This window comes from Spirillospora sp. CA-108201 (assembly GCF_050936235.1).
Classification (GTDB): domain Bacteria; phylum Actinomycetota; class Actinomycetes; order Streptosporangiales; family Streptosporangiaceae; genus Spirillospora.
In genome coordinates, this window is the sequence record NZ_JBNJNE010000001.1 from 6,928,087 (window position 1) to 6,947,723 (window position 19,637).

The 19,637-nt window shown below is 69.3% G+C and carries 20 protein-coding genes and 1 pseudogene; 9 read left to right on the forward strand and 12 right to left on the reverse strand.

Going from position 1 to position 19,637, the window contains the following annotated elements; all coding sequences use genetic code 11:
- Positions 1-205: 205 nt before the first annotated feature.
- From ACQEU6_RS33270 to rarD, 5 genes are all read right to left on the reverse strand, one after another.
- Positions 206-1,903 (reverse strand): prenyltransferase/squalene oxidase repeat-containing protein, encoded by a 1,698-nt coding sequence (locus ACQEU6_RS33270; protein WP_499337193.1) that lies wholly within the window; start codon positions 1,901-1,903, stop codon positions 206-208.
- Entirely contained in the window at positions 1,900-2,832 is a 933-nt protein-coding gene (locus tag ACQEU6_RS33275; protein ID WP_499337195.1) for a terpene synthase family protein, read from the reverse strand. Before ACQEU6_RS33275 ends, ACQEU6_RS33270 begins: the two co-directional genes overlap by 4 nt.
- Positions 2,829-4,184: a cytochrome P450 gene (locus ACQEU6_RS33280; RefSeq protein WP_499337197.1), complete on the reverse strand. Its 1,356-nt coding sequence runs from the start codon at positions 4,182-4,184 to the stop codon at positions 2,829-2,831. The genes ACQEU6_RS33275 and ACQEU6_RS33280 overlap by 4 nt, the downstream gene beginning before the upstream one ends.
- A gap of 432 nt (positions 4,185-4,616) precedes the next feature.
- On the reverse strand, positions 4,617-5,024 hold the full coding sequence (locus ACQEU6_RS33285; RefSeq protein WP_499337199.1) for a hypothetical protein: 408 nt from the start codon (positions 5,022-5,024) through the stop codon (positions 4,617-4,619).
- A gap of 45 nt (positions 5,025-5,069) precedes the next feature.
- Positions 5,070-5,981, reverse strand: coding sequence for an EamA family transporter RarD (rarD, locus tag ACQEU6_RS33290; RefSeq protein ID WP_499337200.1), 912 nt, complete (start codon positions 5,979-5,981; stop codon positions 5,070-5,072).
- 74 nt (positions 5,982-6,055) lie between these two features.
- Between rarD and msrA the strand changes: the two are divergent.
- Positions 6,056-6,708 (forward strand): annotated as a pseudogene (msrA, locus tag ACQEU6_RS33295) (peptide-methionine (S)-S-oxide reductase MsrA).
- Between the two features lie 44 nt (positions 6,709-6,752).
- On the opposite strand, the gene ACQEU6_RS33300 reads toward msrA, so the two are convergent.
- Complete coding sequence (locus ACQEU6_RS33300) at positions 6,753-7,223, reverse strand: NUDIX hydrolase (protein ID WP_499337202.1); 471 nt, start codon at positions 7,221-7,223, stop codon at positions 6,753-6,755.
- Between the two features lie 3 nt (positions 7,224-7,226).
- Complete coding sequence (locus tag ACQEU6_RS33305) at positions 7,227-7,895, reverse strand: XRE family transcriptional regulator (protein ID WP_499337204.1); 669 nt, start codon at positions 7,893-7,895, stop codon at positions 7,227-7,229.
- A gap of 159 nt (positions 7,896-8,054) precedes the next feature.
- On the opposite strand from ACQEU6_RS33305, the gene ACQEU6_RS33310 reads away from it, so the two are divergent.
- The 3 genes from ACQEU6_RS33310 to ACQEU6_RS33320 all read left to right on the forward strand — a co-directional run bounded on the left by ACQEU6_RS33310 (position 8,055) and on the right by ACQEU6_RS33320 (position 11,038).
- Positions 8,055-8,351, forward strand: a complete 297-nt coding sequence (locus ACQEU6_RS33310; protein ID WP_499337206.1) for a hypothetical protein — start codon at positions 8,055-8,057, stop codon at positions 8,349-8,351.
- 1,112 nt (positions 8,352-9,463) lie between these two features.
- On the forward strand, positions 9,464-9,661 hold the full coding sequence (locus ACQEU6_RS33315) for a hypothetical protein (RefSeq protein WP_499337208.1): 198 nt from the start codon (positions 9,464-9,466) through the stop codon (positions 9,659-9,661).
- Positions 9,662-9,940: 279 nt separating this feature from the next.
- The gene (locus ACQEU6_RS33320; protein ID WP_499337210.1) at positions 9,941-11,038 is read left to right on the forward strand and encodes a hypothetical protein; all 1,098 of its coding nucleotides are present in this window, start codon (positions 9,941-9,943) and stop codon (positions 11,036-11,038) included.
- A 209-nt stretch (positions 11,039-11,247) separates the two neighbouring features.
- On the opposite strand, the gene ACQEU6_RS33325 is transcribed toward ACQEU6_RS33320, so the two are convergent.
- On the reverse strand, positions 11,248-11,739 hold the full coding sequence (locus tag ACQEU6_RS33325; RefSeq protein ID WP_499337212.1) for a hypothetical protein: 492 nt from the start codon (positions 11,737-11,739) through the stop codon (positions 11,248-11,250).
- 198 nt (positions 11,740-11,937) lie between these two features.
- Here ACQEU6_RS33325 and ACQEU6_RS33330 point away from each other — a divergent pair, with 198 nt between their 5' ends.
- The 3 genes from ACQEU6_RS33330 (at position 11,938) to ACQEU6_RS33340 (ending at position 13,437) form a co-directional block, all read left to right on the forward strand.
- Complete coding sequence (locus tag ACQEU6_RS33330) at positions 11,938-12,108, forward strand: hypothetical protein (RefSeq protein ID WP_499337214.1); 171 nt, start codon at positions 11,938-11,940, stop codon at positions 12,106-12,108.
- A 59-nt stretch (positions 12,109-12,167) separates the two neighbouring features.
- The gene (locus ACQEU6_RS33335; RefSeq protein ID WP_499337215.1) at positions 12,168-12,764 is read left to right on the forward strand and encodes a hypothetical protein; all 597 of its coding nucleotides are present in this window, start codon (positions 12,168-12,170) and stop codon (positions 12,762-12,764) included.
- 118 nt (positions 12,765-12,882) lie between these two features.
- Positions 12,883-13,437 (forward strand): flavoprotein, encoded by a 555-nt coding sequence (locus ACQEU6_RS33340; RefSeq protein WP_499337216.1) that lies wholly within the window; start codon positions 12,883-12,885, stop codon positions 13,435-13,437.
- A gap of 23 nt (positions 13,438-13,460) precedes the next feature.
- On the opposite strand, the gene ACQEU6_RS33345 is transcribed toward ACQEU6_RS33340, so the two are convergent.
- Positions 13,461-14,111, reverse strand: a complete 651-nt coding sequence (locus tag ACQEU6_RS33345) for a Type 1 glutamine amidotransferase-like domain-containing protein (protein WP_499337218.1) — start codon at positions 14,109-14,111, stop codon at positions 13,461-13,463.
- 134 nt (positions 14,112-14,245) lie between these two features.
- Here ACQEU6_RS33345 and ACQEU6_RS33350 point away from each other — a divergent pair, with 134 nt between their 5' ends.
- Positions 14,246-14,782 carry a DUF2716 domain-containing protein gene (locus tag ACQEU6_RS33350; RefSeq protein ID WP_499337220.1) on the forward strand — a complete coding sequence of 179 codons (537 nt, stop codon included), beginning with the start codon at positions 14,246-14,248 and terminating at the stop codon, positions 14,780-14,782.
- 172 nt (positions 14,783-14,954) lie between these two features.
- Positions 14,955-15,338: a thioesterase family protein gene (locus tag ACQEU6_RS33355; RefSeq protein WP_499337222.1), complete on the forward strand. Its 384-nt coding sequence runs from the start codon at positions 14,955-14,957 to the stop codon at positions 15,336-15,338.
- A 280-nt stretch (positions 15,339-15,618) separates the two neighbouring features.
- On the opposite strand, the gene ACQEU6_RS33360 is transcribed toward ACQEU6_RS33355, so the two are convergent.
- The 3 genes from ACQEU6_RS33360 to ACQEU6_RS33370 form a co-directional block, all read right to left on the reverse strand.
- Entirely contained in the window at positions 15,619-16,449 is an 831-nt protein-coding gene (locus ACQEU6_RS33360) for an ABC transporter permease (RefSeq protein WP_499337224.1), read from the reverse strand.
- Positions 16,446-18,938 (reverse strand): alpha/beta fold hydrolase, encoded by a 2,493-nt coding sequence (locus tag ACQEU6_RS33365; protein WP_499337225.1) that lies wholly within the window; start codon positions 18,936-18,938, stop codon positions 16,446-16,448. The genes ACQEU6_RS33360 and ACQEU6_RS33365 overlap by 4 nt, the downstream gene beginning before the upstream one ends.
- An 89-nt stretch (positions 18,939-19,027) precedes the next feature.
- Positions 19,028-19,636, reverse strand: a complete 609-nt coding sequence (locus ACQEU6_RS33370) for a TetR/AcrR family transcriptional regulator (RefSeq protein ID WP_499337226.1) — start codon at positions 19,634-19,636, stop codon at positions 19,028-19,030.
- Between the last annotated feature and the right edge of the window lies 1 nt (position 19,637).

Below are 19,637 nucleotides of genomic sequence, written 5' to 3' on the forward strand. Positions count from 1 at the left end.
CACGCGAATTGCGCAAGCGCATTTTACCTGCCCAGGAGAATAGAAAGCCTCCCAGAGGCTGCTCCAGGGGCCGGAGGATCCAAAGCGCCCGACGGGTGAGGGCATGACGGGCCGAAACAGATACGTTCCATGCCGGGATGAACCTTAGCAATTCCGTCAATACGACTCAAGGTGGAGGCCTGCGGCAGCCTTGATGTCCTATATGTTAACTTTGGGGCTTTGTTGGTCTCGCTGGGAGGGAGCCCCGGCCGGCCGACCGGCCAGCCGCGAGGTGAAGTGCCGCGAGGATTTCCGCCTCCACGACCGCTGCGGGCAGATACAGATCCTTATCGTGCCACAGAGCGGGACGCCCGTCCTGCCGTGCCGCGCGCAGAAGATACCGATGGCCGGCCGTGACCGCGCGTTCGGTCGCGAGATCCCCCGAGGCCCCCGCGAGTAGCAGGATCTGGAGCGCGTACGCGGTCTCTTCGGCGGTGCCTCCCCATATGCCCCAAGAGCCGTCCGGACGCTGCGTCGCCAGTACCCAGGCCACCGCCCTGCCCACTGCGGCTCCCGCGTCCCCGACGCCGAAGTCGGATAGCGCGAGCGTGCAACACACCGTCGCGTAATAGGGGGATGCGTGCCACCGGTCGTGCCAGCTGCCGTCTTCCCGTTGCTCGGCGCACAGCCACGATGAGAGCTTTCTCACGGCTGCGACAAAGCGGTTGTGAGAGGCGTCCTGTTCGCCGTCCGTTCGCTCTCCTGTTTCGCGGAGATATTGGCCGAATGCATCGAGGACGTGCGCGTTCACGCTGGTCGAGTGACCGTTCTCTCCCTGCCACGTGCAGAAATGCGTCTCCAACTCGTACCGCAGCAGTGCATCGGGTGTCCGCCTGACACCCAGGAGGGAGAGCGCGTAGAGCGTCATCGCGGTGGTGTCCGCGTCTGCGGGCAGTCCCGCGGCCGCCGGAGTGCCGCCCGGACCGAGGGCCGCCGCGAGTTCGGCGGACAGGCGGGCGGGGACGGCGGGGGAGAGACCGGCCCGCAGCAGACCGCCGATCACCCACGAGCGCTCGAAGACCGTGATGGGGAGCCCGCAGGGGACCGGACCGCCGAACTTCCGCACGACGGTCTCCAGGTAGCGCCGCGCCGAACGCTCGCCGGAGGCGCCGGGCTCCCGTCCGCCCGACCACGCCGCGGTGGCCGCCGGGGACGCGCCGACCGTGCCCGTCGGGGCCGGCGGCACCCCCACCGCGCCGACGGCGGCGGCGCCGGCCACCTCCAGCGCGTGGAAGACCTTCCCCGGCAGGGCGGCTCCCGCGTCCAGCGCGGCCAGCACGAGGTCGAGGCGGTCGCGGCCGAAGCCGGGGAGATCGGGCAGCGTCCACGAGGGCCCCGGCTCCCGGCCTTCGGGGTCGCGCTCGCGCAGGGCGCTCAGATGCTCCGCGATCGAGGACGTCAGCGAGACGGTGATGATGTCCAGCGCGGGCGTGTCCGGGACGTCCACCGTGCCTTCACCGCCGTCCCCCGTGCTCAGGCTCGGAAGCAGCGAGGACAGCATGCGCAGACCGCGTTCCGCGGATCGTGCGAGGGTCGCGTGGCCGACGCCCTCCGGCGGGAACCGGAGGGCGTCCAGGAGAGCGTCGACCGCGCTCAGCGTCGGGACGAGCGCGTATCCTCCCGGACCGCCCCACCCGCCGTCCTCTCGCTGGGCGCCGAGCAGGTAGGTCAGCCGCTCTTCGTGGCCGGTCAGCCAGGGGGCGAGCGCGACCAGGCGCGCGGTCTCGTAGACCGACGGCGACACCTGCCCCCAGGGCTCGCGAACGAGACTCATGACCAGCTCGCCGGCCCGGGCGGTGTAGTCGTCGGCCGCGGTGTGCCGTGCGGGGCTCGCGGCCAGCGCCGGGCGGTCATCGACGCTCATAGGGAACCCCAGTAGTCGGTGACGCCGTAGAAGCCGGTGCTGTAGGCGATCTGGCGCTCCAGATAGACGGCCTCGACCGGGCAGGTCTCCTTCAGCGGGACGAGCCGCTCACGGCACTCGCCGACGATCTGCGTGATGCGGTCCGTCACCGTGGCGCGGTCCACGCCGAGCATGAGCGAGTTCAGATCGCCCCAGGCGAGGTCGCGCTCGTAGGTGGCGAGATCGTTGAGCAGTCGCAGGACCCGCTGCACCCCCGCGCTCACGGTCCACAGCTCGTCCAGATGCGCGAACGTGCGCTCGTCCCCGGTGAAGATCCAGTGCGCGACGTTGACCAGCGAGGACCCGAAGTTGTCGGCGTTCGCCACGTACTGCTCGAAATCCGGCAGTCCGGTGGCCTTCCAGTCCCACTCCCGCGCCATCGCGTCCAGGTAGCGGCGGAGCCGGTCGCCCCACAGTTCCCTGTGGGCGCCGAACGCGGGCGAGGTGGCGAGGTCGGACTGGAGATCGGACAGGCACCGGGCGAGCCCGGCGGCGGCCGTCTCGGCGGCCGCGCTCTCCGGCCCGGGCCCCGGGAGACGGTTCGTCCCCTCGGGCTCCAGCAGGGCGAGGCATTCCCGCGTGGCGCGCTCGACGTCGGCCCGCGTCTCGGCCTTGTAGTCCACGACCCAGTCGGCCGCGAAGACCCACAGGGACGCGCGGACGGCGATGCGCAGCCGGTCGGCGGACTCCCAGGGGGCGCCGAACGCGTTGGCCAGGGCGACCGTGCTGAACAACCGCGCGTCGAAGGGACGTGCCGAGAAGAGGACGGGGAACGAGGCCGCCCACTCCTGCAGGTCGCGCTGGCAGTCCGCCGCCAGGGCGGCCGTGCTTCCGGACTCCAGTGCCCTCTTGAACTCGTCCTCAACGGCGTGCGCCGCGCCGGCGGTCATCGCGATCCCACGGGTTCGAGCACCATCTCGACGCGTTCCCGGGGGATCAGCGCCAGCCTCACCTGCGGTTCGACCGGGCCTTCGCCCAGCACCACCGGACGGAACCGCTGAAGCATCGTCGCGGCGATGAGCTGGGCCTCGATGGTGAAGAAGAGGGTGCCCACGCACTGGTGGGGGCCCGCCCCGAACGCCATGTACGCGAATCGGTGGCGGGACTTGGAACGCGTCGGGGAGAAGCGCTCCGGGTCGAAGACCTCCGGCCGCGCCCAAACGTCGCGAAGGCGATGGGTGAGGTACGGGCTGATGAGGTTGGTGTTGCCGCCCTTGATCCGCACCCCGTCGATGACGTCGTCGGCGACGGAGGTCCGCGGAATGATCCAGCCGACCGAGTACACCCGCATGAGCTCCTGCATGACCATCTTGGTGTAGCGCAGCTCCGGCAGGTGGGAGCGGTTCGGATGGTCGGTCCCCAGCACTCCGTCGATCTCCGCGCGGAGCCTGGCGGCGACTTCCGGCTGGCTGTTCAGGATGACGCAGAGCCATGTCAGGGCCGTCGCCGTGGTCTCCGTCCCGGCCGTGAACATGGCGACCACACCGTCACGGACCTGCTGGTCGTCGAGGCTGCGGCCCTGCTCGTCGTGCGTCCCGATCAGCATCGAGACGATGTCCCGGTCGAAGACCTCGCCCCGTCGCGCCTCGCGCACCAGGGGGAGGATGACCTCGTCCACGGCCTGGACGCTGCGCTGGAAGGCCCGGTCGCCCGGGAGAGGGACCGAGAGAGGGACGAACGGCAGCAGCATCCGGGCGCCCATCGACCGCGTCGCCGTCCTGATCGCGTCGGCCAGATGGTCGGCCTCCGACAGGTTGATCCTGTTGCCGAAGAAGGCGCGGATGACGGCGCGCTGGACGATGCGGGTCAGTTCGGTCTGCGCGTCGACGGGCCGGCCCGGCGGGGTGCGCGCCGCCAGGTCGTCGACGCCCTCGACGATCGTCCGCGCCAGCCCGTCGGTTACCTTGGCGATGTTGGATCCCGACAGCAGCCTCTGGAAGATTCCCCTGTTCAGAGCCCATTCAGGCCCCTCGCCTGCGATCTCGCCGACCAACCGGGTCAGCGGCTTCCACATCATGCCTCGGCGGGGGTAGTCGGCCGCGTTGTCGCGCAGGACGTGCTCCGGACGGGTGATGAGGTAAGGACGGGTGAGACCCAGATTCACCCTCGTGATCTCGCCGCCCGACTCGCGGCCGATCTGTTCGAATGCTCTCAGCGGATCCCGCAACAGCCGGGGAAAGCCGTGTTGGAAGGGAATCTTTCCGGGCTTTCTGATCGCCAGGTCGGCACCGTCGACGGTCATGCTGCGTGTCCTCATCTGAAGTTGTCCGTGCTGGAGAAATCAGGACGGCGGCGGGACGTCCGGCGCCTCCACAGATGTGATTGGGACGAATGCTCTGAGGAGGGTTACTTGTGCAGTTTGCGGCCAGTGGGGCCATCTGGGCGTTTAATCGGAAGTATCACATGATCAACTGTCCGGATCAAGGTTAAGGTCAGGGTGAAATCTGCCACAATGCGCATTGTTCACATCACTGACCGGCGACATGTCAGGAGAGTCGACCCCGACTTGACCTCTGAAGTGTCACTGTCCGCGTGTAGGGCGTCACGTTTTGCCGCCTCAATGGATGAGGGGGGAACGCCGCGGACTGAAACCGAACAATTGTTCGAATAACTGTCGCGGACGGAGCGGATTCCCGCGCGGTGAAACCAGACCTTCGCCCGCTTCGCGGCTGGGTCAGCCGGCGCGCCGCCCATCACTGGAACCGGTCGAGAGTGCGTCCGGAAGAATGGACGGCCACGACCGCGTAGCGGAGACGACCAGCGTGCCGGACCTCAACTGGGAACCGCAGTGCGCGACCACTTTGTGCTTGCCCGGATCTGCGGCCTGGTCGATCGCCGCGGTGCCATGACCGGAGTGCAGCGGCACGCGTCCCGTGAAGGCCGCCGACGAGACCCACGGCCGCGGTTCGTCCCGGCAGCCGCGCACCGTCAACTCCACCCGGTCGCCCGGCTGCGCCGTCCCCGGGGTGAACGCCACTTCGCCGTGGTCATCGCCGGCCCCCGTGGCCGGCGCCTCGCCCGTCGCCGGCGCTGCCAGTCCCAGAGCGACGAGCGTTGTCCCGAGAACGGCGACGCTGAACAAACGCAACGGAGGCTCCTGGGACGGGGGGATGTGACGTCCGGCACTCTAATGCCTCTGTAGCGTTCCCTCTAGACGATCTCGTCCGGTCCGCTCGGCCGTCCGCCTCGCGAGGCGCAACCCGTCCCACGTGAGCGTCACCAGCGCGAGCCAGACCAGCAGGAACCCCGCCCACCGGCTCGGCGGCATCTCCTCGTGCTGCACGAAAAGCCCGATGGCGAACTGCAGCACCGGCGCCAGGTACTGCAACATGCCGACGACGGTCATGGGGAGCCGGACGGCCGCCGCGTTGAACAGCATCAACGGCACAGCGGTCACGATCCCTGCCCCCGCCAGCAGCACCGCGTGCCCCACGCCGTGGTGCCCGAAGGCCGCGTCTCCCCGTCCCTCCAGCAGCAGCGCGAACCCCAGCGCCGGCAGGAACATCACGGCCGTCTCGACCGCCAGGCTCTCCGCCGAGGGCATGTCGGCGAACTTCTTCAGCAGGCCGTACAGCGCGAACGCCAACGCCAGCACCAGTGCGATCCAGGGAGGCCGCCCGTAGCCGGCGGTCAGCGCGACCACCGCGGCCGCCTCCATCCCGACCGCGGCCCACTGCCACCGCCGCAGCCGCTCCCGGAAGACCACCACGCCGAACACCACGCTGATCAGCGGGTTGACGAAGTACCCCAGCGCGCACTCGATCGTGCGCCCGCTGTTGACCGCGTAGATGTAGGTCCCCCAGTTGACGCTGATCACCAGCGCCGCGAGCGCCAGCAGCACGCCCCGCCGCCAGCCCAGCGTCCGCAGCCATCCCCGGCTCCGCCGCGCGGCCAGCACCGCGGCCACCGCGACCAGCGACCACATGATCCGGTGCGCCAGGATCTCCCCGGCCCCCGCCGGCTTCAGCAGCGGCCAGTAGAGCGGGAACAGCCCCCACATCGCGTACGCCGCGACGCCGCACACCACGCCCCGCTTCACGAACGCAACATATCAGGATGTAATCAACCAAAAGGGAGAACGGTCCTGACGTGCGGGACCACCAGCCTGGGGCCATGTTCGGCTTTGCGAAGACCAAGATGGTCACACCGGAGAAGGCGCTCCCCGGCAGGGACGAGCCCATCCTGGTGCCGCCGCGCTACGAGGTCCTCGGCGCGCCCCTCGCGCCGCCCTACCCCGACGGCGCCGAGATCGCCGAATTCGCCCTCGGCTGCTTCTGGGGCGCGGAACGCACGTTCTGGCAGACCCCCGGCGTCATCTCCACGTCGGTCGGCTACGAGGGCGGCTACACCCCGAACCCCACCTACGAAGAGGTCTGCAGCGGCCTGACCGGCCACACCGAGTCCGTCCGCGTCGTCTACGACCCCGCCAAGGTCGCCTACGAGGACCTGCTCCGCGTCTAGGAGGCCCACGACCCCACCCAGGGCATGCGCCAGGGCAACGACATCGGCACCAGTACCGCTCAGCGATCTTCCCGCGCACCGAAGCCCAGCAGAAGGCCGCCGAAACCTCCCGCGACGCCTACCAGCAGACCCTCACCAACGCCGGCTACGCCCCCATCGCCACCCAGATCACCAGGGCCCCCGACTTCTACTACGCCGAGGCCGACCACCAGCAGTACCTCTCAGCCAATAAAAGCCCCGGCGGCTACTGCGGAATCGGAGGCACGGGCCTCTCCTGCCCGGTCGGCGTCGCCCCCGCCGAGTGACGGCGGACCTGCAAACATCGCCTGGCTAGGGATGGCTCGCCGCTCTAGCCGAGGTGCGGGGTATCGCGATGCTCGCGGTAGTGGCGCACTCTCAGGCGCTGCGTGTGATGCATGGGCAAGCCGTCCAGCTCGGCGGCGGGCACCCAGCGGACGTCCAGGGACTCGTCGCTGACATGCAGTTCGCCGCCGAGTAGCCGGGCCTTGAAGCAGACGTTGAACTGTCTGCGTACCTCGCCGTCTGAGTAAGCGATGATGTGGCGGGGGTCGGTGTAGGTGCCGACCAGGCCCGTGATCTGGATGTCGTACCCGGTCTCTTCCTTGACTTCGCGGACCGCTGTGTCCGGGAGAGACTCGTCCAGGTTCATCCCTCCGCCGGGCAGAGCCCAGAGACCGGAGTCGGCTCGTCGCTGCATGAGTACTTCGCCGCGTTCGTTGGTGACGACTGCGGAGGCAGCGACGACCATGGAGTTCGGGACCGGTGCGGAGGGATCGTCGTAGTACTCGGTGCGCGTCACGGTTCACTCCTTGACGGCTTGGCGGGACAGTGCCCACACCGCCTCGAAACTCTCTGCGTAGCGGTCGAACACACCACCTTCCGGCTCCCGGCGCAGATGCCAGACTGGCGCGGCGTAGGCGTTCAAACCGAATACGTGCGTGTTGACGAGCATCTGGTCGTCATCGCGATAGATCGAGTTGTAGAGCGTCGTCTTGTGCTGGTGCACCTCGACACCTGGTGTGCCGATCAGCGGGGCGTAGTGCATGACAGCCACGCGGCAACGACTCTCGATGCCGTGCCCGTACCTCTCTTCGTCGCCCCGCTCGCTGACCGCTCGCGCGTCGGCATCGCCTAAAAGGATGCGCACACGGCATCCGGCGGCGGCCTTCTCACGCAGGAGGTCATTGAAGTCGGGCCACTGCTCGTGGATGAAGACACCCGCGTAAACGAGGATCTCGATCCGCTCGCGGGCCTTGGTGAAGAGGGTTCGCCATAGGTCGAAAGGGGCGTCGGCGCGGGTGTCGTGTAGGGCGATCAACTCGGGGTGGAGTCCCCGCCTGCGGCGGCCCTGTTCCAAGGATGGCCACAGATAGGCCATGTCCTCGCGGAGAGTGCGTGCGGCCTTGTAGGCGGTGGTCCGGTGGGGAGTCCTGCCCGTGCTGACCCATCGCTCGGCGGTCTTGGGGTCCACGCCTACGGCTTCGGCGGACTGGGCGTAGTTGAGTCCGGCACGTACCAGGGCGGTGCGTAGTCGCTCGTAACGGCCATGGGGACGTTTATATGTCACTAAGACGTCCCTGGGCTGGCGAAGCCTTGACGTGCAACGACACACGACGAAGGGGCGGCTTCCATGACAACGGAAGCTTCGGAGGTGACGGAGGCGCGGCGTCTGCGGGTGTGGGCGCTGGCGCAGGCGCTCAAGGCGCACGGATACGCCGTGGAGATCGCGGATTCTCTGCCACTGCTGACGGTTCCGGCCGCATGCGGGCCGCCGGTCGGGGTGCGTTGTGAACGGCGGGCGATCTGTGGGGGTGAGTTGTGGTTCCTCTTCACCGGCGGTGGTGCAATCGCTCCGGCCGGCGACGCGCACATTCCTGACGCGGTGGTGGCAGTGAAGGGCCAGCTCGCCGCGCAAGCCGATGGGTAGGCACTCGTCGGCCGATGCGCTCACCTGGTACGGACGCGCAACGGGGACGTGGTGGGCGCTGGCCTCCTCGCAAGATGGTGCACGGCTGGTGGAAGCGACCACCGCTGACGAGCTGCGGGAAGCGTTGAGGAACCCGGCGGCCTGGCCGTGGCCTCTCCCCAAGTTCAATCCCGCGTCTCAGCGCTAATCAAGGTGCAACCCGGCGGGGCCACAAGAGGGACGACTCTATGAGGCGGGCTCAGGAGTCATCCCTCATTCCTGGCGGTGACGCGCGGTCTTGGGCCGGGGAGTAAGACCGACAGGGTCGGGACCGGTCGATGGCCGAAGGCCATCCCGGAGGGGCGACCGGCGGGAGTCAGCCGGCGCCGTGTCGGCAACTCCGCCTCAAGCGTCGCCCGTCCTGGAAGCCGCCGCCCGGCGCCTGCGCGTCGAGCCTTTGCGCGGGGCCTTCCTCGGCTTGCGCGGTGCGGTACGGGCGGGCCGAATCGGTTCACTGACGGGCTGCGCCGTCCAGGGGCGTCGCTAGCCCCGCTCTGGCTTGGTTGACCGGCTTGCCGCCTCATGGCTCTTCGTCCCGAACGTATTCGCCGACCCAGGACCGATGGACGCCGTGTCTTGACAGAGTCGGTGGCCATCGGACAGTCACAAGGTGCAAGGCACAAACAAGAGAAAGGAAGTGGTTGCAGTGACGGACGATCACCCCGAATGCGGGACCTGCGAAGGATCCGGCCTCGTCATGGGCGAAGTCTGTTACAACTGTCACGGATCGGGTCGCCTGGGCAAGTTTCACTTTTTGTGGAACATCTTCCGGATGGCATTGCGATAGCAAGATAATTTTCAAACTAAATGCTGACAACTTTTTAATCAAATGACGCCCGGCTCCACCATTTTCAGGTGGGGCCGGGTCTTTTGTTCTGGGTGCGTTATCGAACAGAGTCGGCATCCGTATGACAGGGCGGCTGTCCGGTTCGTGCCGGGGTCGGCCCGCAGTGGCCGCATGCTCGGGGCGCTCTTACTCCCGTGATGACACTCGGTCACCGGGTTGTCGCAGATGCATGTTCCCGGACGGTGGAAGTGGACAGCGAATCGATCGCGTACAAAGGAGATTTCTCATGAGCCCTGCTAGTGACCAGGAGTTCGCCCTGAAGGCCGGCGCCGCGGGCTTCGCCTGCGGGCTGCTGTGCTTCCTTCTCGGTATCGAAAGCGTGGTCGCCATGGGCCACAACGGCCTCAACTCGATGAACATCGTCCTCGGCGCCGTCCTGATGGTCGTCCACGGCGTGGTCATCTTCAGCGCCCAGCGCCGCTGACAGCGGAAGCTCGGCACGCCTTCTGAAGCGGCCCCTCGACTGAGGGGCCGCTTAACTCTTGAACGAACTCTTCAAGTCCCGCGTCGGATGTGCCGCGCTTGAGCTCGTGTCGTCTTGGTCGGCGGAGATGGGTGGACGCAGCTCTCCCGGTACCCCCGGAAGCCTTCATATGAACGGATTCGTTTTTTTGGCCTTGTGGATCTCCGTGGCCCCCAGTAGCTTGCCAGCAGATGGCGGCAAGATCGCCTCGGGATGCCGCCGGACGCCGCGGGAGTCTTCATGGCTGGACATCGAGTTCTCCACGTCACCGCTTGGATCGCCGCTCTCTCCGGCCTGGTGCTCACGCCCTCCGCCGCCGCCGCGGCACCTCTGGAGTGGGAGAGGGTGCCCACCCCGCCCCTCGACGGTCTCGGGGTGGTGACCGAGATCGCGGCGGCCGGACCACGCGCCGCTTGGGCGGCCGGCGTCGAGGACGCGACGTCGAGCGGGAAGCCCGTCATGCTGGCCTGGAACGGTCGGCAGTGGCAGCGCCAGGTGCTGCCGCCGGGCACGGGCCAGGTCGTCGACCTCGCCGCCGCCGGACCGCGCAACGCCTGGGGCATCTACCTGAACGAGGACGGCTCGTCGGCGCTGCATTGGAACGGCGCCGCTTGGCGCAGAGTCGGTTACCCGGCCGGGGTGCGGCCGACCATGCCGTCTCCTCTGCCCACGTATCTGCAGATCGTCTCGGCGGCGCCCGGCGGACCGGCCTGGTCGCTCGGGTACGACTCACAGGCGAAGAAGGCCGTCGCTCTGCGCTTCCAGAACGGACGATGGGTGCGCCAGAGGACGCCGGTCCCAATGGTCAGCGCTTCTACCGTCGCCGTTCGGTCGGCGAAGGACATCTGGATCGCCTGCACTTGTGACATCGCAGGGACCGGCCCGACCGAGGCCATGCTGCATTGGAACGGCACCAGGTGGCGCACGATCCGGTACCCGCCCAAGGAGCAGACCTACATCGCGAAAATCGCACCGGTCTCGGCGACGAGCGTCTGGGCCTACCGCGCCAGCACCAGCTACGCGACCCCCGAGCTCATGCACTGGGACGGGAAGAACTGGACGTCGACCACGATTCCCGCAGCGCAGTTCGCCTACCACTTCCCCGCACTCGCCGACGACGGCGGCCAAGGCGCCTGGGTCTCGGTGAGCACGGTCGACGACGACAAGAGCTACCTGCACTACAGCGACGGCGGCTGGACCGCCGAAAGCGGCGAGGGGCGCCCCGGCACCGCCGTGTGGATCCGCGACCTGGCCCGAGTACCGGGAACGCGCTCGATCTGGTCCGCCGGTCTCCCCAGCTCCCTCGCCGGCCTGCCTTTCATCGAACGCCGACGCTGACCAAGCGGCCTTCATCCCATGGGTACCTCCACACGTCCACTTCCGCTGAAAGACGTACTGGCCTCCGTCTCCCGTTTCGGGGAGAGGGAGGCCAGCGGACTTCCAGGGGATCGATGAGAACGATCCTTCGGGGCGACGCGGAAGCGTCTCCCTTCCCGAGCGGGGCGCGGGAAGGGCCCTGAGAGCGCCGGTGTGGCGCGGGTTCCCCGTCAGTCGACCGAACCGACCCACACGGACGGGACGTAGTAGCGGTCCGTGGTGGCCAGGTGATCGGGGATCCTGGTCTCCAGGTCCAGGAAGAAGTCGACCTGGAGCATTTCGTCCTCGCGGAAGACCTCGTGAACCCGAGCGTCCTCCAGCGCCTTCCGGGCGATCTCGTCCGGGCTGTCGCCGGTCACGCCATCGATCACCACGAGCCGGTCGCAGACCGTCTCGCGGCAGATCAGCGGGACGCATCCGAACGCCTCGTCGCCGTCGTAGGCGCCGACGCTCAGGTTGGCTTCCCAGTAGAGGTCGTCGGTTTTCAGCTCGGCGGGCGGATTCTTCCACGGGCCGCCCATCGAGCCCCAGGTCTGGAGGCGGGTGTTCGGCGGGAAGGCCTCGCGCGCCGCGTTCAGCGCCCTCGTCCCGACCTCTTCCCAGCTGTTGCCGGTGATGTCGTGCACGCGGACCAGGAACGGCCCGATGCGGTAGGGGTTCATGGCTGATTTCCCTAATGTTTGGGACGACGGAGTCGTCCATGTTTGGTTTGCGCGTGATCTACAAAGGACGGTCCGGGAGCGTTCCACCTGTGCAAGCGGATCCAGGTCGGTGACCGTCCTGCGGTAAGCGTTCGTCGTGTGTGAGACGGCTTCCGAGAGCCCGGGCGCAGATGCCGTGCTCCGCTCTGGGACGGGCCGATGGCCTCGACGAAGGTGCTCTACGCCGATCTTGTGCGGGGCGAGCGACGCGCACGGCAACCGGTGCTCGACCAAGCTCTGACGGGCGAGAGCCGGTGGCTGGCGGCAGTCATTCCCGGACGGTTCTCCCTGAAGCGCGCCCAGGGCGTCACTACAAAGAAGCACGCCTAGGGCGTCATTACAAAGGAGAGATACCAATGGAGATCATTACGCTGCTCATCGCTGTCCTGATGACGATCGCGGCCGCGTACGCCGCCCGCAAGATCGATTATCGGTTGGCGTACCGCATGCTCAAGAAAATGCGGCCGCGCCACATCGCCACCGGGATCGCGGCGTTCGGCGTGACGGTCGCCGGCGTGGCGCTCTTCGAGGCACCGGGGTGGGACTTCCTCACCTGGAGCTGGTGGCAGGCCATCGGCGGAATCGGCAACCTCTCATTCGGGCTGACGCGCGGCACCGCCGTCGTGGGAATCGTGGTCAGCGTCGCGATGATCCTGGCTTTCGTCGCCGCTCTTCCGATCTTCGCGATGATGGAGGAAGTCCAGTTCCGCAACGGCGCGGAGCACCAGGCGGCCGGAACGCGGATCCACTGGGCGCTCGTCTTCGGGTTCATGCACCTGGTCGTTGGTGTTCCGGTGGCCGCCGCACTCGCGCTCTCCCTCACCGGTGGGGTGCTCACCTGGGTGTACTTGCGCGGCGTTCGGCGCGCTGAGTCCACCGAACCGAAGCTCAGGTCCGCACACGGGTTGCTCGACTCGATCCTTGTGCACACCGTCCACAACATCGTCGCCGTGATCGCGGTCGTGATCGCCCTGCCGCTCGGCTGAGGGCAGGAACGCGAGGGTGTTCAGACCGGCTCACGGCCTGGTCTGAACACCCTTATCTCGCCGTTTCCACAGGCCCGCATAGACGTGGGCGTTTCGCCGCCTGAAGTAGTTTGCTGATGTGGATGCGGACGAGGAGCGCGGATTCGGTGAACGGCCTTCGGCGAAGGTGCTCTACGCGATCGTGTGCGGGGCTGGTGCGGCGTCCGATCTGGAGAGCTTCGTGCGGTTGGCGCGGAAGGCGGGCTGGCATGTCCGGGTGATCGCGACCCCCATGGGCGCCAAGTTCCTGGACATGGACCGGCTCGCGATGCTGACCGGTGGCCCGGTGCGGACCGACTTCCGGCAGCCGCACGAGACGTCGAACGGCCTGCCGCCCGCGGACGCCGTGGTGGTGGCTCCGGCCACCTTCAACACGATCAACAAATGGGCGCTGGGCATCACGGACACGGTCGCCGTCGGCATGCTCTGCGAGCTCGTGGGGATGGGCGTGCCGACGCTGGCGGTCCCGCAGGTCAAGGCCGAGCTTGCCGGACATGTGGCGTTCGGCCGGAATCTGGACGCACTCCGCTCGATGGGCGTCCACGTCCTCTTCGACCCTCTCGCTCCCGCGCACGCGCGCATGCCGGGGTGGCAGGACGTTCTCACGGAGTTGAGCGGCATCCTCGACGGCTGAACCGGCCGGGTCCGGAGAGCGGGTCAGCGGACGGCGGTGGTGATGCCGTCGATCACGATGGCCTGGCCGTCGCGCAGCGTGCGGTGGGCGATGCCCTGCGCACGGTAGTGGTCGGCGACCGTGCCGAGGATCTCGGACTCAGGATGTCCGGGGGAGTCGATGTGCGGCACCACGGCGTAGTCGAGAACGGCCAGGCCGTCGAAGCGGGCCGGGGCTCCATGGGCGGTGTGGACGGCTTGGAGATCGTCGCACCGCTCCAGCCCGTGAAGGTCCGGGGCCAGGACGCAGGCGCCGGCGCTGTAACCGGCGTATACGACGGCGTCCTGGTGCAGCAACTGGGCTATCGCGCGGTCGGCGCCGCTTCTCGCCAGGGCCTGACGTAGGACGAAGACGTTGCCTCCCCGGACCCAGAGCAGGGGAAATCCGCGGAGCTCGGCCGCGACCCGGGTCGAATCCTGGTCGAAGAACTCACGCAGATCGACCTCGTCCGCCCGCAGTCCGAGGTCGGTGAGCGCGTGGATCTCGCGCTCGACCGCGGCGCGACGCTCGGCCCGGGGCAGGGCGTCGACGGCATTGGCGATCACTGCGGCCCGCGCCCCGCCGGGGCTCTCCAGCAGCCGCAGCATCCGCTCCGGATGCTTCCCGGTCCGCCACGAGGACAGGTACATGCGCATCCGAGAACCCTAGGTCAGCCCTGGATCACCCGTGCCCCTTCGCCCGGGGCGGTGGGGGAGGATGGGGCGATGGCGCCGCGCCGTGGACGACCGGTGCCGAGTGAGAGTGCCCGACCGGACCGGGGGAGTGTCAGATGACGGATGGCCCGCCGACTTGGGCTCGGCTCTCCGACTCCGAGCTGTTCCAGGTATGGGACGCCTACGGGGAGTTCGCCTCGTTTGAGCGTACCTACGACTCCGGCCGGTGGCCGAGCATCCGTGAGCCCTCCCCGTCAGTCACGTGGGACCTTGCTCGGGAGCGTCCCGCATCTCCAACCGGGGCCTGGGACTTCGCCGTACGGCCTGACGACGTCAACGCGCTGCTCGATGATGCCTTCAAGAGTTGCGTCGAACGGGAAGAGTGGCTCTACGCCCTGGACTGGCAGCATCCTTGCTACCGGTTCTGGCCTCATCGCATGACCGAGCCGGAGAACAAAGACTCCTGGGTCGTCCCCGTCTTTCCTGACGACGACTACGACATCTTCCTGGCGCAGGACTTCTCGTTCGGGACCTTCGGACATCCGTGGGAAGCCAGTCTCTGCGTTTGGGGCGAACGGCTGTTGGAGGCTGTCGAGGCGCGGAACGACAACGTCCTGAGCAGCGTCCTCCGTCGCGACGGCCGCATGCTCTGACGGCTGCCGCGCTCATCGGTCGTCCTTCTCCGAGCGGCGGCAGAGTGTCGCCTGGAGCGTGACCATGGGGGGCCTTGACCCTCCAACCAGGTTTCTCGGCGCATCAGCACGCTGGAACGCCGGCCTCACCGCACGGGGGGAGACCCGGCGCCTGGGCGGGCAGGATGGGGGGATGGAGCTGACGCCGGGGTTGCGGGCCGAGGTCGAGATCGTCGTCGCCGAGGCCGACACGGCCGTTCATGTGGGGAGCGGGGACGTGCCCGTACTGGCGACGCCCAGGCTGATCGCGCTCGCCGAGGCCGCCACGGTGGAGGCGGTCGAGTCCTGCCTGGGGGAGGGCGAGACCTCGGTGGGGACGCGGGTCGAGGTGCGCCATCGCACGGCCACGCCCGTGGGCGGGCGGGTGACGGTGGCGGCGGAGTTGCGCGAGGTGGACGGGACGCGCCTGGCGTTCGCGTTCGAAGCCGTCGACGACCGGGGCGCGGTGGTGGGGCGGGGCCGCATCGAGCGGGCCGTCGTCGAGAGGGAGAGCTTCCTTTCGCGGCTCTCCGGCTGAGGGTCAGTACGGCAGGAGGCGGCCCGAAGGGGTCCGCAGGTCTTGTGGGCTCGGTTGACGTGGGGGCCTGGGGCGCTTGACGAGCTGCTGCCGTGCCATGGTGATCATCTCCCCCCGCCGGGCTGCCTTTAAAACCCGGGGATCGAGCCGTTACCCCGTATGACGCGGCCGGGCCGGTCGAGGTTCGCCGAGCTTATGTCACCGGCGCTGCCGGTTCGACCGATTTTCGGGGGGTCTTGATCGACGGTTCGCGTCCGGGCGACCGCGGTCCGTGTCCGGATCAGGAGACGATGTCGCGTGTCCGGAAGCGGCGGAAGGCCAGCGCGAACAGGACGGCGGCGTACGAGAGGGAGACGGCGGCGCCCTTGGTCATGCCCGCCCACTGGATCTCGGGCTGCAGGGCGTCCATCCAGGAGTACATCCAGTGCGTCGGGAGGAAGGCGCGCCAGGAGCCGAGCGCGGTGACGGCGTCCAGGATGTTGCTGACGATGACGAGCCCCACCGCGCCGCCGACCGCGCCGAGGGGGGAGTCGGTGGTCACCGAGAGCAGGAACGCCAGGGCGGCGACGACGAGCTGCGCGACGAGGGAGTAGCCGATGATGATCGCCATGCGGCCGAGGGCGGTGCCCACCGGGACGGTGCCGCCGGTCGGGAGCTCGACGTCGCCCCAGCCGAACCCGGCCGTCCCCGCGACGAGCGACATCAGCGGCAGGCTGACGACGGCGACGACCGCGTAGGAGAGGGCCACGATCAGCTTCTGGCGCAGCAGCCGGGCACGCGGCACGGGCGCGGCGAGCAGGTAGCGCAGGGACGACCAGCCCGCCTCGCTCGCCACCGTGTCGCCGCAGAACAGGGCGACCGCGACGACCAGCAGGAAACCGGTCGAGACGAACAGGGCGAACAGGGCGAAGTTCAGCGCCGACGACGTGGCGACGTCGACCAGGCTGGGGACGCCGTCCGGGCCCGGATCTCCGCCGATCTTGAACGCGGCGACCAGCACCCACGGCAGCACGAGCAGGAATGCGAAGGCGACCAGCGTGCGGCGGCGCCGGAACTGCCGGACGGCCTCGACCCGCAGCGGAAGGGTGCGCCGGACGTGGTAGGCGGTCATGAACCCTCCCCGATGATCTCCAGGAACGCGTCCTCCAGTCGGCGGCCGGACCCTGTGATCTCGGCGACCGGGCCGGCGGCGACGCGGCGGCCGCCGGCCATGACGACGGCGTGCGTGCAGGTCTGCTCGACCTCGGCGAGCAGGTGGCTGGAGACGATGACCGTCCGTCCGGCGGCCGCGTACCGGACGAGCACCTCACGCATCTCGCGGATCTGGGGCGGGTCGAGTCCGTTCGTGGGCTCGTCCAACACGAGGAGGTCCGGCAGCCCGAGCATGGCCTGCGCTATGGCGAGACGCTGCCGCATCCCCTGCGAGTACGTACGGACGGCCCGGTCTAGCGCCGAACCCAGGTTGGCTATCTGGAGCGCCTCGTCCAGGTAGGCCTCGTCCAAGGGGCGTCCAGTGGCGCGCCAGTAGAGGTCGAGGTTGTCGCGACCGGAGAGGTGGGGCAGGAACCCGGGCCCCTCTACGAAGGAACCAAGGCGGGACAGCACAGGCGCGCCCGGATACACGCGGTGCCCGAAGATGCGGATCGAGCCGGAGTCCGGATGGATCAGGCCCATCAGCATGCGCAGTGTCGTCGTCTTCCCCGCGCCGTTCGGCCCCAGGAGGCCGAGTACCTGGCCCTTCTCCACCTGGAACGACAGATCGGAGACGGCGAGGTGTCCGTTCTTGTAGGCCTTCGTTAGGCCCGTTATCTCCAGGGGCACGTCGCTGTCCGTTTCGGCGCCGCGCCTGCGACGTCCAGGGAGCAGGACGGCGAGGGCCAAGGCGATGGCGGCGACAGGCAGGGCCCACACCCAGACGGGCAGAGGCGCCGGTGCGGCCTTCAGTGACGGGACGGACGGGACGGTCAGCGGCGACACCACCCGCACCTTGTACGACGACGGCTCGGCGGGCGTCGCGAACCCCATGTCGGTGGTGGCGACGACCACGCGGAGCCGGTGCCCGCGGTCGAAGCGGTAGTCCATCGGCGGGAGCGTCACCGTGACCTCGCCGCCGGACACCCGGAACGGCGCCGCCAGCCGGCGCGCCGGAGCGGCCGCCCCGCCCGGCGGGACGTCGTAGAGCTTCGCGAACAGCGGCCCGTCCCCGCTGATCTTCAGCCGGACGGTCGCGGCGCCCGTCAACCACAGCGGACGGTCCAGCGGACGCGTGTCGAACGTGGCGGTCTGCCCTGGCATGTCCGAGGGCAACTGCCCGCCCAGAGCGCCTCCCAGCGACCCGCCCAGCGACCCGAGCGCCCCCAGCCCGGGAAGCGCGGAGACCGACGCGGGCGACCCGCCCGCCGGATTGAAGATCGTCTGCTCGGCCCCGGTCAGCGGCAGGCTCGACGCGTCGCCGGAGAGCCCCGGGTACCGCCGCGTCGACGCCTCGTCCACGACGACCTCCTGGGTGGAGGAGTCGAGCCCGCCCGCCCGCGTCACCGTGAACCCGTTCCCCGCTCCGGCGTGCGGGGCGGGCGCGGACGACCGCATGAGACGGGCGTCGAAGAAGTCGCGCACGAGCCCTTCGACGCGCTCGGTCTCCGGGTCTCCGCCGTCGTGCCCGCCCTGGAACCAGACCACCGAGACCGGCGCGCCGGTCCGCGCGATCGCCTTCGCGTTGGCGTCGGCCTGGTCGAGCGGGAACAGCGAGTCGGACTGCCCTTGGACGAGCAGCGTCGGCACCCTGATCCGGTCGGCGACGGATGCCGGGCTCGACCGGCTCAGCATCGCGATCGCCGATTCGGTGGGACGGCCCTTCTCCGCGACCTCCTGGTACATCTCGCACACGGACGGCAGGAAACGCCCGCACGCCGTCCGGTCCGCGCTGCCGGTGAAGAACAGCCCCGCCCAGAGCTTCTTGAAGACGCCGTCCGTGGGCTTCGCGCCGGAGGCGGCGTCGGGGAAGAGGGCGTCGGACAGGCTGTTCCAGGTGATCTGCGGGGCGATGGCGTCCACCCGCCGGTCGTACGCGGCGGTCATCAGCGCGATGGCGCCGCCGTAGGACTGGCCCGCCATCCCCACGCGCGGGTCGCCGGGCCCGTCGAGCCGGACCTCCGGGCGCCGCGCCAGCCAGTCGATCAGCTGCCGGGTGTCCTTGACCTCGTAGTCGGGCGAGTTGAGGGCGATCTCGCCGGTCGAGCGCCCGAACCCGCGCGCCGACCAGGCCAGCACCGCGTAGCCGGCGCGGGCGAGGTCGCGCGCCTCGCCCGCGACGTCGCGCTTGTCGCCGCCGAAGCCGTGCCCCAGCAGGACCGCCGGGCCCTTGGCCCGCCCGACGGGCTTGTAGAAGGTCGTGTCGAGCGTGACGCGCCGGTCGTCCTTCGGCCCGTCGACGACGGCCACCCGCTGCTCGGACGTCAGGACGCGGGCCTCGCCGCCGGCCGCCGCCGCTCCCCAGGCCGCGGCCCCGCCCGCCAGCGCCACGGCCGCCGCCGCCGACGCCCAGCGTGCGGGCCGTCCCGTCCTGTCCCACCGCGCCCTGAACGCGCCCGCCCGCCCCATGACCAGAACCCTATGCGCGGCCCGCGTCCGCCCGCTCCGCCCCCAAGCCGATCTCGCCTGCTCCCGCCGGGGTACGCGGGCCCGGGAGGCTACGTCTCGCGGTGGACGGACGGGGCGAGCGCGGCGGTGAACATCGCGGCGAGGCGGTCGGCGAGGTCGGCGGGGTCGGCGGCGCGCAGGTCGCCGAGGCCGACCAGGCGCCGCACCGGCCCGCCGCCCATGATGATCGTGGAGGCGAGCAGCGCCCGCGCCCGCGCGTCGGGCCCCTCCAGCTGCGCCACCATCGGCTCGACGATGACGTCCTCCAGGTAGCGGAGAAGGATCTCCTTGACCTCGGGGTGGCCGGCCGACCGGTCCAGCATCCGGGACATCGCGGTGACCGAGCGCTGGTCGACCTGCCGGACGAAGTGCTCGGCGAGCCGCCGCGGCAGCCCCTCGGGGTCGCCCGCGATCACGCCGCGGATGACCGACTCGCCGGCCAGCACCTCGCCGAACAGCGCCGGCTTGGACCCGAAGTACCGGTGGACCAGCGCCGTGTTCGCCTCGGCGCGCGCGGCGATCATGCGGACGGTGACGCCGTCGTACCCGTGCTCCCCGAACAGGTCGCGGGCGGCGGCCAGGATGCGGCGCCTGGTGGCCTCCCGGTCGCGCTTGCGCCGCCGCGCGGCAGCGCCGCCGGCCTCTTCCTCGCCCCGCATT